Source organism: Paracoccus sp. S4493 (assembly GCF_000967735.1).
Classification (GTDB): Bacteria; Pseudomonadota; Alphaproteobacteria; order Rhodobacterales; family Rhodobacteraceae; genus Paracoccus; species Paracoccus marcusii.
Window position 1 is genome coordinate 1 of record NZ_JXYF01000147.1, and the last position, 10,564, is coordinate 10,564.

Genomic DNA, 10,564 nt, shown 5'->3' on the forward strand with positions numbered 1-10,564 from the left:
GGTTAGACCGGACGCTTACGAATGAAACGCATCCGTCTCTTGCTGACGACAACCAAGGGCACACTTCCAGATCTCTGTTCGGACGGATATCTGCCCGCGTAGCGGAGCGGTAGCCTGAGAGGCGAGGCACATCCCTGCCACCGTCAGATCGCCGCGCGCCACATCCGATACCGCCCCTGCCCGGTCATCTCCCGGATCAGACCCTGTTCCTCCATCCACGCGAGGTTGCGCTGAACGGCCGCTCGGCTGGCGCCGGTCAGGGCCTCAGCCATTGGGGCGGAGACGAGCGGCCATTCGGTCAGCACGACGCGCAAGGCCGGTGGCGTGCGGCCCGACAGCGGGGTCATTGCGGCCTGCGCCCTCTCCGCCCACGCCTCGATATCATCAAGATGGCGCATCGCGGTCAGACATGCCGTCTCCATCCCGTCGAGCCACCGTGCCAGACGCTCAGCGGGTGGGCCGCCAGCGCGCAGCCCCCCTGCCCCGCCCATGGCGAGAGGCGCAAAGACCGCACCCTTACCGTCGCTGGCTGCGATGCGTGCGGCGGTGACCGCCTTTTCCATCTGATCGCCCTGATGCCCGAGCCCAGCAAGGCTCCAGAGGTGAAAGCCCATGCAGGCGCGGGTGATCGGGTACAGAGCCATGGCTTGCGCCATTAGGTCAAGCCAACCGCCTGCGCGGTCCGCGAAGGGCTCCGCATCAGCCCCCATGTTCTCCGGGTCGCGGCGGTCGAGAAAGGCGGACAGGTCCCTTTCCGGACTGGGCCCGCCTGTCAGCCGGCGCACTGCCCACCCGACACCCGAGAGCGCACCGGTATCGTCCTGCACGCCGGACAGGCGCAGGGAAATCCACAGTGCCAGCCGGTCTGCCCCGATGCGGTCACCGACAAACCAGCTCAGCTCGGCTGCCTCAAGCAGCGCCAGCCTGTGCCGCCAGCCCTTCGGGCCACGCCGCAGCCGATCGTCCAGTGCCCCGAGCCTGCTCGCAACACAGGCAAGACGGGCTGCACTGGCCGCCTCTGCCGACCGCCAGTCATCGATGATCTTGAACTCACGGGGTTCAGCCTGTGGCCCGGGAGGCAGGTCGTCGGGCTCGTCGTTGATCGGACCGGGCAGAAACCACAGGTCGTCCTCGGATGCCTCATCGACCTCTCCGGCATCCGGAAGAGCGTCGTCAAAATAACCAGGTACAGTAGGTTCTTGCGGCTTCATAAGTGCAGAATACACATCTTTTGCATCTTACCTAAGGGTTTAATTTTGAGGTGTCAGCGGCCCTTGTGGAGCCTTTCTGCGCAATGTCCTCGGTTAAATCTCTAGATGTGCTCGTAGGGTGAAAACCCCGGGCTCTTTGCGGAGCAGCGTCACAAAATGGGCCATTGCATTCGTTTACAAACGGTCGTTTACTGACATCTACATGTTTTGAAAGATGGCCCTCCATGCCGCTGATTGGCTATGCCCGCGTCTCTACGGATGATCAGACCCCCCTGCCGCAGGCCCAGGCTCTGAGAGCGGCAGGCTGTTCAGTCATCCGCGAGGAGCATGGGTCCGGTGGCAATCGCGCCCGCCCCGTCCTGACGAGCGTCCTGGACGGTATCCGCAAGGGAGACACACTGGTCGTCGTTCGGATCGACCGACTGGCCCGGTCCCTCTCGCATCTGCTGGAGATCATCGAGCAACTCGAAGCAAAGGGTGCGTTCTTTCGCTCGATCGAGGATCCGATCGATACGGCATCACCCCAGGGCAAGTTCACGCTCCAGGTGCTGGGGGCTGCGGCCGAGTTCGAGCGGGCATTGATCCGCGAACGGACCAAGGCGGGACTGGCCAGCGCCCGTCTCGAAGGCCGGATTGGCGGGAATCCCGGGCTGCGTGCCCGAAACCCCGACGCGCTTCGCAAGGTACGCCTGGCGCGGCATGACGGCTACATGGAGCGCGTTGCTCAAACTGCAGGGGATTGGATTCCCCATGTGCGCAGGCTGCGCCCACACATGGCCTGGGAGGATATCCTGCGGATCATCAATGCACCCCTGCCCCAGAACCGACAATGGACGCAGCCGCGACTCCTGAGGGCTGTGCGGGCCTACGTTCGGGACGGATTCCTGCCCGAAGAGGTACTCGGGCGTGCCGCAAGGCGCGTTGGCGACGACCGTCTGCCGGCGATCGTGGCTGCGATAAAGGGGGCTGACCCCCACATGACCCTCCAGGCCATCTGCGATCGTCTGGAGGCGATGCGTGAACGGACCCCGCGCGGTCGGACAACGTGGCAGCCCTCATCGGTCAAGATGCTGCTGGCACAGGCTGAGAAGTTGGGGATGCTGTCCCAGAAGGCGATCAAGCGAACGGATTAACCAGTCGCAGTTGTCCTTCGACAAGCAGCCCCGCATGCATGTCTTCAGTCCAGAGGGTCGTGCAGCCGGCGATCAGAGCCGCGGCAACGATCATCGCATCATATACCGAAAACCCGTAACGCTCAGCCAGCGCACGACCGACTTCATGAGTGCGCAAAGTCACATCCTCAACCGAGCAAAGCGCCCGGACTCCGGCTAGGAAACTGGCCGTCTCATCCCAGTCAAGTCCAGCCTTACGACGGCAGTTTACCATTGCCTCGTTCAACACCTGTACGCTGATACGCGGGCCCCGCGCTAGGACTGCTTCGGCCTGGTCGGCCTTGAGGCCGTCGTCTAGCAAGTAAAGAACGACATTCGTATCAACGAACTCACCGCTCATGTGTAGCGTCGCGCCCTAGCCGTTCGGTCACAGCCAGCCTGCCGCGGAAGCGACGTAAACCCTCTAGCACCTCATCGGCGCGAGGCAGTCGCTGAATTCTAAGAGGGCCGTCGTTCTGCACGAGGTCAATCTGATCGCCCTCTTTCAGACCCATTTCCCGCACTAGCTCCGCAGGTAGGCGAACGGCCAACGAGTTTCCCCATTTTGCAATCTGCATTTTCGCCCTCCAGCGCGATGTATATCCACTACAGAATGTAGATCATATGTGTTCCGTGCGCAAGTGGCGGGACCGGGCCGGGCCGCAGCGATTACACTCCCTTTCCCGAACTCAGATGTGTCGAAATCTATTGCAGGAATCAATAGACTGGGTTTTACATACGGAACAAAGAGAATAAGTCGCCAAAAAGCGTAACACGACAGGCAGATTCGGCATGAGAACTAAAGAACGGATCGACCAGTTGGTTGGCGACCACGCTGTACGCCTATCAGAGCGACTACAAGCGCATCGCGCTCAACTGTTCCCACCTGATGCACGTCGGGAGTTGCGTAAGTTTACGTCAGGTGAGGTTGCAGACCTGCTTGGGGTCAAGGATGCGTATCTCCGCAAGTTGAACTTGGACGGGCGCGGCCCTTCGCCCGAAACGCGGGCTGGGGGGCGGCGCTATTATTCGCCCGCCGACATTCAAGCACTACGCGAGATGCTGGAGAAAGGGGCAAAAAGTCCCGGAACATACTTGCCCGGAAGGCGCACGGGTGACCATATGCAGGTCATTGCGGTAATCAACTTCAAGGGCGGGTCAGGGAAGACCACGACTGCCGCGCATCTGGCGCAAAAGCTGGCACTCGATGGATACCGAGTGCTTGGCATTGATCTCGACCCGCAGGCCAGTCTTTCAGCGCTCCACGGCTTCCAGCCTGAATTTGATTTGCTTGACGGCGGCACCCTTTACGACGCTATCCGGTATGACGATCCAGTGCCCCTGCGTCGCGTGATCCAGCAAACGTATTTCACAAATCTGGACCTTATTCCGGGCAATCTTGACCTGATGGAATTCGAACACGACACGCCCCGAGCGCTCATGGAACGCTCAGGCAATCTCTTCTTTACGCGCATTGGAGACAAGCTGGCTGAGGTACAGGACGATTACGATGTCATCGTGATCGACTGTCCGCCGCAACTGGGTTTTTTGACCATGTCCGCGCTGTCCGCTGCAACCGCCATTCTTGTGACGGTGCACCCGCAGATGCTGGATGTAATGTCGATGTGTCAATTTCTGTTAATGACATCGAACCTGCTTGGCGTTGTGGCCGAAGCTGGTGGGGATATGAACTATGACTGGTTGCGCTATGTCGTTACTCGGTACGAGCCCGGCGATGGCCCACAAAATCAGATGGTTAGTTTTATGCGATCGTTGTTTGGAGATCATGTCCTGAACCATCCGGTACTGAAATCAACCGCGATCTCGGATGCGGGCATTACCAAACAAACGCTTTACGAAGTCGAGAAAAGCCAGTTCACGCGCGGCACGTATGAGCGCGCGATGGAAAGCCTGAATTCCGTAAATGGCGAGATCGAAGGCCTGATACAGGCTGCATGGGGCCGGGGAGGACGCTAATGGCACGTAAAAATCTACTCAAGGATCTGATGGCCCAGGCCCCTACAGGTCAGGAACCCATAGCGGCAGCATCGCCGCGCTCGCAGCGCGGGGCTATCGGCGCAGTCAGCCAGTCTATCGCTGACTTGAAATCTCGTGCGTTGGTCGAAGTTCCGGCCGAGATGATCGACATGGCGGGCCTCAGCGATCGGCTGGACACAGACCCCGAAGGTATCGAAGCCCTTAAGGTCTCACTGTCGGAATATGGTCAACAGGTGCCGGTTCTACTCCGCCACAGCGCGACGCAAGAAGGGCGCTTCGACATAGTTTTTGGCCGGAGGCGCGTACAAGCCCTGAAAGAGCTGGGGCTGCCGGTCAAAGCGATGATCCGCACCCTGAACGACCGCGATCTGGTCATTGCGCAGGGTCAGGAAAACACTGCGCGTAAAGATCTAAGCTTTATCGAGAAGGCGAATTTCGCCGCACAGATGCAGCAGGGTGGTTTTGACCGCAAGGTAATTTGCGACGCTCTGACAGTCGATAAAACACTGATTTCCCGGATGCTGTCGATCGTTGATGCTTTGCCAGAGGGGTTAATTCGCGCCATTGGCGCCGCACCGAATGCAGGGCGGGACCGTTGGCTGGCACTGGCTGAGAAGGCCCGAGGTCATTCACCTGAAGCCTTGATTGCCGCAGCCAAAGGGCCGGATTCTGACGCGCGCTTTCTCGCCGTTTTGGCACAATTGGCACCGCCGAAACAGGCACCTAACACGCGTGCCCTGCAATCAGCAGACGGAAGCGCACTCGGTCATGCTGCGAAACTAAAAGGAAAAATTGTGATCGAACTGTCTGGCCAAGGCCAAGAGTTTGCTGACTGGTTAGTCGATCACATTGAAGACCTTCACCGAGATTGGTCAAACAAGAACCAATAGCGGCACGGAGACGAGTAGGAATCATCAAGGAGGCACGACGGGAAAGACCAAAAGAAAAGCCCCCCAGGACATACATCCCGAAGGGCCGCTTCTCGAACTCGCACCTCGAACATAGCGGCTTTAGTTGACAGCTGTCAACAACGTCTTGTCGGGCGACCTCTGGTTCACACCCTGTGATAATCACATGAGGCACATTTCAATGACGCCCTTTGGGCGGCAGCCGGTAACGGCTGGCCTATTGGCAGCGCATGCACTAGCCGAGGCGACTACCCAAGTACAAGCCTGCGATAAGTGGGCCCTGCTGCGTGACCTGACCGCCGCAAGAAAGCTGTTTAATATAAGCGATCGCGATCTTGTTGTACTGGCGGCGCTGCTATCTTGTTACCCGGGGACGAATCTAGCCGATGACACAGCGCTTATCGTATTCCCTTCCAACGCTACGCTGTCAGACAGAGCCCATGGCATGCCTGAAAGCACGTTGCGTCGTCACCTAGCGGCGTTGGTGCAGTCTGGGCTGATTCTAAGACGAGATAGCCCAAACGGTAAACGCTATGCACGCCGAGGCGCATCAGGCCAGATCGACCGTGCTTTTGGTTTTGACTTACGTCCTCTCGCGCTGCGGGCCGCTGACATCACGAAGAAAGCTGAGGAGGAGCGCAAGGCAGCTTATGAATTACGTTACACCCGTGAATCGGTGGTCATCGGCCTTCGCGATTTATCCAAGCTAATAGGTTGGGGCGTAGATCACATAACTGCAGACTGGACTGGCCTGCAGCAGGCTTGCTCGGATCTTCAACGCTGTCTCCGGCGTAAGCTAGACATGTCGCAGCTACAGCACCTGGAGCAAGGAATTCGACTGCTAACTACTAAAATCGACGCCCTGATCAACCCAACTAAATCTCAAGAAGCGCATGAAATGAGCGCCAGTGCCGGCCATTTTGAGCGGCACCATCAGAGTTCAAATAAAGATTGCTTAGAATCTGAAGAAGGCAACGAAGTAGAGAAACGTTCGGAACAGACCATACCGCTTGGATTGGTACTGAAAGCAACACCAAGTATTTGTGATTATGCTCCTGATGCTATTCAGACTTGGGGAAGCTTGGTGACTGCAGCTGACGTCGTACGACCAATGCTGGGCATCACGCTGGACGCTTGGCAACGAGCTTGTCGTATCATGGGGCCAGAAAGCGCGGCTGTTACGGTGGCATGCATTTTGCAGCGACATGGCGCAATTCTACGACCTGGCGGATATCTCCGCAGTCTAACGGATAAGGCTGAGGGGAGAGGATTCTCTCCAGGACCGATGGTCATGGCCTTGCTACGCTGTGATAATCACCGAGAGGTGTGATGGTTGACAGCTGTCAACTTGATCCGCAGCCCTTACCGGGAAGTAGGTAATTTTACGTACTGCCGCAGTAAACCGCGCATCCCACCACCGAACATCCCGTTCCCATCAAGCCGACATGCTTTCAGCTAAAAACCTCTCGTGAAGCAGGACCCAATATGATTGATCTCAAATGGCTGAACCCACCCGAGAACGTAATACAGGACGGTGACGTGATCAGGGTCACCACCGGTGACAAGACCGACTTCTGGCGCGGAACATTCTACGGCTTCTATCGCGACAACGGCCATTTCCTCCACCAGCGCGTCGAGGGTGACTTCACAACGGAGGTGAGTGTGGGTGGCGACTACAGGGTGCTCTATGATCAGGCAGGGCTTATGATACGGCTCAGCGAGAGCCACTGGATCAAGGCGGGCATCGAACACACGGACGGAAAGAACTATTTCTCGGTCGTCGTGACCAACAACATGTCGGATTGGTCGCTTGTCGAGGTCCCTGGTGCCACGACGGACATCCGCATTCGTCTGACACGCCATGCCGAAGCCATCCGGGTTCAGTATTTCAATCCGCTGGAAGAGACGTTCGTCCCTGTTCGGCTGACCTACTTTCCGCCAACCGCCGCAGTCGATGTCGGGATGATGTGCTGTTCGCCGCAGCGTTCCGGCTTCGAAGCTACCTTCAAAGGTTTCCGTGTCGGAGAGGCTATTTCACGCGATTTGCACGCTTGACCGTCGTGAATGGCCCGCGGTTGAAAGCTGTAAGAAACTTCTTCATCAATTGATTTGGAAGACGATCGCATATCAAATTAATAACCGTCCTTTCCGCTATTCCGCCGTAAACCTATAGGCTTTAAGGGTCTGCTATGCGGGACAAAGTGAGCTTTCGCTACGACTACGCCAATGGCCGCATTCAGGAAAGCACACAGGCGTAAAGGGTGGATTTCGCCTCTGCCGACGATACGATTTCAGCGCGCCGGTTGGCTGCAGCAGCGAAGAGCTTGCCATCGCCACCGTGACAACTGCCGAAAGACTAAGCCATGACCGAAGATACGACAGATATGAGATATTCTCCGGCGGTGGGCTTCCTTGCCGCTCAACATCGACACCGTGCAGCAGTTCGAGAAGCATTTAAAAAAGAAGCAGGGGATTTCTTGCTCGCACATGAGTTAGTGCTGAGCGGGATTACATCCTGCCTGGAGCGCTTCGGCGGTAAGAAATGGCCTGCAGATCTCGATTAAGCAATCCGATTAAGAGTCGAGCAAATTTCTCAGCTATCGGCCCTATTCCTGCATGGTATCGACCCTTGCGAAGTAGCCATATCCGAAGGGCTCTACGGTCAAGCGGCTATTTTGATACGCCAACAGATGGAAATCCTCGGCGCAATCGATGAAGTTTGGCTCGACAAGCGGAATCCTCGTTCAACCCCAAAGGTCAGCAGCCTGCCGGAAGATATTCGCCAACACTACGGCGGCCTCTCCGAACTCGCGCACGCCGCTGTGCCGGATTATCTGAAAAGCATGCATACGAACATCAAGGGCGACCTCGTCGACGCTGCCATAGTTCCCACATTCAACAAGGACATGGCTATATTTTTGTACCGGATCGAGCTTGGATTGCTCTTCTTGTTCGCTAAGAGACAGGCAGATGCACTCAAAGCGGCTTACGACGAGGATGCTTTTATCGACTCCGAGCTCCAAGCTCTTCGGTGCCGCAATGTCAGCGGCAAACAAAGCCGCTGAAGAAATCGGTGATCTTCCGAACGCCGATCTGGCTTGATCCGCTTCAAGGATGAAGCCGAAACGTAAGACCGGTCGATCCCGTTCTCACTTGGTCAAAGCGGTCCTTTCCACTGTGGACACTTACCCCTGCCAGAGCGCTGAACACTTAGGCAGTCCGTACCTCACTTGAGAGTGCGCGGAAGCGGCCAGATGCGCTACGTAAAGTGTCAGCTGTCACCTGATCGTACTCGCCAGCGAGGAGAGTTCGCGCCTTCACAGAATTCTGCAAAAGGACGTCGAAGCGATCAATCCTATCGGTCGCAATCACCCCTTCAAGTTGTCCTCGCAGTGCTTCGAGATGACCGTCAAGTTCACCGCAATCGGAATGCGAGGGCCCATCTGCGATCCGTTCTAGGCAAGCGGACAGCCCGGCAAGGTGAGTTGAAAGGCGATCACGATACTCACGCTCCTCACTCGCATAGACTTTGCTCAGCCCAAATAAGCTGTTTGCGAGGTCCAATAACGACTTTGCAATCTCAAACGCACCCATCCTTGACCTCGCTTTCAGTCTAATAGGGAAGGGTAAATTGAAAGTATTTGCTTCGATAGTGGAAAGTAAACGGTCGGTTTTCTTGCGATCCTCGTGCCCGGCTCGACTGAACAGCTTTGGCACAAGAAAACCCGTTGCGAAAATCAATGACACCTTGCAGGGTATGCGCAGTCTTTTCTTGCGGGGTGAATGGTGCTTATCGGCTACATGAGGGTCTCGAAATCGGACGGCACCCAAACGCTCAGCCCGCAGCGCGACGCACTGCTAGCGGCGGGTGTCGATCCGGACCGGATTTATGAGGATCTGGCTTCTGGTCGCCTCGATGCCCGCCCTGGTCTGCTGGCCTGCCTCAAGTCACTCCAGCCGGGCAACACGTTGGTCATCTGGAAGCTGGATCGGCTTGGCCGCGATCTTCGTCACCTGGTCACCACCGCCGAAGCCTTGAGAGAGCGGGGCGTCGGCTTGAAGGTTCTGGCCGGTGCGGGCGCGCAGATCGACACGACCACCGCCAACGGCAGGCTCGCGTTCGGCATCTTTGCGGCATTCGCGGAGTTTGAGCGGGAGCTGATCGTTGAGCGGACGCAGGCAGGGATCGCCGCTGCCCGTGCGCGTGGCCGGCTTGGAGGACGCCCGCGCAAGATGGATAGAACGACCCTGAGCATGGCGATGACAGCCATGTCCGACCGCAACGCCGTTGCCAAAGAGGTCGCGCGCCGCCTTGGGATCACGACCACCACCCTCTATGCCTACGTCAACGGGGACGGCAGCCCGAAGGCTGCAGGGCAGGCTTTGCTTGATGGCATCCCCCTGCAACAGGCTCGCAACTAAGCTGGTCGCAGCTTGGGCACCCGTTTCACCTAAATCAGTTAGCGGCTTGACGCCGCAGGGGGTGTTCGGGTTATGGCTGGTGTTCCCGTATTGTTCTAATAGTCATGACCCTGCACTTAAGCCCTATCAAGATCACGCTCGTAGACCGGCATGTGCCTTTGGCATCCATGCCGGTTCCGGCCGGTTTTCCGTCACCCGCCGCGGATGATCTTGAGGATACGATCGACCCGATCAAGTGGGTGGTGCGGCATGAGCATGCGACCTTCTGGTGGCGCGTGTCCGGCGATAGTCTGGAGGCAGAGGGCATCCTGGACGGCGACCTGATCGCCGTGGATCGCGCTGGCAAGCGCCGCCATGGCCGCATCGTCGTCGCGGTGGTCGATGGCGCCATTACCGTAAAGAAGCTCGCCAAGCGCGATGATGTCTGGTTTCTCGATCCGCGCGCCCGTGCGGATGGCTATGCCACAATCCCGGTCACGGAGACGACCGAGATATGGGGGGTTGTTGCCGGTGTCGTCCGCCGCCTGCCCATCGAGTAGGGGCAGGCACGGTGGAGCAATCCGACCGCCCCATTGCGCTGATCGACTGCAACAACTTTTACGTCAGCTGTGAACGCGTGTTTGATATGTCGTTGCGCGGCATCCCCGTCATTGTCCTGTCGAACAATGACGGCTGTGCCGTCGCCCGCAGCGATGATTATGTGGAATTGGAAGTGAGAGTTCTGACTTGAGGCAAACGCCTCGAGATGGAAATGCATGATCCGGGCGGGCGGAGACTTCCGCCATCGTAGCCCGCCTGGATCATGCGTCAGAACAACAGTTGATGAACCTTCATCACGCAAGAATCTGCCAGGAATGACCTGCCCCCCGGAATG

At 57.7% G+C, this 10,564-nt stretch carries 13 protein-coding genes and 1 pseudogene; 10 read left to right on the forward strand and 4 right to left on the reverse strand.

The annotated features are described in order from the left end of the window. Window positions 1–143: 143 nt before the first annotated feature. Window positions 144–1,211, reverse strand: coding sequence for a helix-turn-helix domain-containing protein (locus tag TW83_RS15180; RefSeq protein WP_045983619.1), 1,068 nt, complete (start codon window positions 1,209–1,211; stop codon window positions 144–146). 224 nt (window positions 1,212–1,435) lie between these two features. Here TW83_RS15180 and TW83_RS15185 point away from each other — a divergent pair, with 224 nt between their 5' ends. Continuing rightward, complete coding sequence (locus tag TW83_RS15185) at window positions 1,436–2,344, forward strand: recombinase family protein (RefSeq protein ID WP_045983620.1); 909 nt, start codon at window positions 1,436–1,438, stop codon at window positions 2,342–2,344. On the opposite strand, the gene TW83_RS15190 is transcribed toward TW83_RS15185, so the two are convergent. Both TW83_RS15190 and TW83_RS19995 read right to left on the reverse strand, forming a co-directional pair. Further along, window positions 2,328–2,723: a PIN domain-containing protein gene (locus tag TW83_RS15190; RefSeq protein ID WP_045983621.1), complete on the reverse strand. Its 396-nt coding sequence runs from the start codon at window positions 2,721–2,723 to the stop codon at window positions 2,328–2,330. The genes TW83_RS15185 and TW83_RS15190 overlap by 17 nt on opposite strands. Then, window positions 2,713–2,940: an AbrB/MazE/SpoVT family DNA-binding domain-containing protein gene (locus TW83_RS19995; protein ID WP_084697567.1), complete on the reverse strand. Its 228-nt coding sequence runs from the start codon at window positions 2,938–2,940 to the stop codon at window positions 2,713–2,715. Before TW83_RS19995 ends, TW83_RS15190 begins: the two co-directional genes overlap by 11 nt. Window positions 2,941–3,154: 214 nt before the next feature. Between TW83_RS19995 and repA the strand changes: the two genes are divergently transcribed. From repA to TW83_RS15210, 6 genes are all read left to right on the forward strand, one after another. Beyond that, window positions 3,155–4,339, forward strand: a complete 1,185-nt coding sequence (repA, locus tag TW83_RS15195) for a plasmid partitioning protein RepA (RefSeq protein WP_045983622.1) — start codon at window positions 3,155–3,157, stop codon at window positions 4,337–4,339. Next, a complete protein-coding gene (repB, locus tag TW83_RS15200; RefSeq protein WP_045983623.1) occupies window positions 4,339–5,250 on the forward strand; it encodes a plasmid partitioning protein RepB in 912 nt (303 codons plus the stop codon). The genes repA and repB overlap by 1 nt, the downstream gene beginning before the upstream one ends. A gap of 184 nt (window positions 5,251–5,434) precedes the next feature. Further along, window positions 5,435–6,598: a plasmid replication protein RepC gene (gene repC / locus TW83_RS20000; protein WP_084697569.1), complete on the forward strand. Its 1,164-nt coding sequence runs from the start codon at window positions 5,435–5,437 to the stop codon at window positions 6,596–6,598. A gap of 155 nt (window positions 6,599–6,753) precedes the next feature. Then, window positions 6,754–7,323: a DUF1349 domain-containing protein gene (locus tag TW83_RS15205; protein ID WP_045983624.1), complete on the forward strand. Its 570-nt coding sequence runs from the start codon at window positions 6,754–6,756 to the stop codon at window positions 7,321–7,323. Between the two features lie 308 nt (window positions 7,324–7,631). Continuing rightward, the gene (locus TW83_RS20740; protein ID WP_157001656.1) at window positions 7,632–7,832 is read left to right on the forward strand and encodes a hypothetical protein; all 201 of its coding nucleotides are present in this window, start codon (window positions 7,632–7,634) and stop codon (window positions 7,830–7,832) included. A gap of 126 nt (window positions 7,833–7,958) precedes the next feature. After that, window positions 7,959–8,333: a hypothetical protein gene (locus tag TW83_RS15210; protein WP_045983625.1), complete on the forward strand. Its 375-nt coding sequence runs from the start codon at window positions 7,959–7,961 to the stop codon at window positions 8,331–8,333. 145 nt (window positions 8,334–8,478) lie between these two features. On the opposite strand, the gene TW83_RS20745 is transcribed toward TW83_RS15210, so the two are convergent. Continuing rightward, window positions 8,479–8,985, reverse strand: a complete 507-nt coding sequence (locus tag TW83_RS20745) for a hypothetical protein (RefSeq protein WP_157001658.1) — start codon at window positions 8,983–8,985, stop codon at window positions 8,479–8,481. 69 nt (window positions 8,986–9,054) lie between these two features. Between TW83_RS20745 and TW83_RS15215 the strand changes: the two genes are divergently transcribed. The 3 genes and pseudogenes from TW83_RS15215 to TW83_RS20005 form a co-directional block, all read left to right on the forward strand. Beyond that, on the forward strand, window positions 9,055–9,690 hold the full coding sequence (locus TW83_RS15215; protein ID WP_042247594.1) for a recombinase family protein: 636 nt from the start codon (window positions 9,055–9,057) through the stop codon (window positions 9,688–9,690). 104 nt (window positions 9,691–9,794) lie between these two features. Next, the gene (locus TW83_RS15220) at window positions 9,795–10,229 is read left to right on the forward strand and encodes a S24 family peptidase (protein WP_157001660.1); all 435 of its coding nucleotides are present in this window, start codon (window positions 9,795–9,797) and stop codon (window positions 10,227–10,229) included. Window positions 10,230–10,240: 11 nt separating this feature from the next. Then, a pseudogene (locus TW83_RS20005) lies at window positions 10,241–10,411 on the forward strand (Y-family DNA polymerase); the annotation flags it as partial. Between the last annotated feature and the right edge of the window lie 153 nt (window positions 10,412–10,564).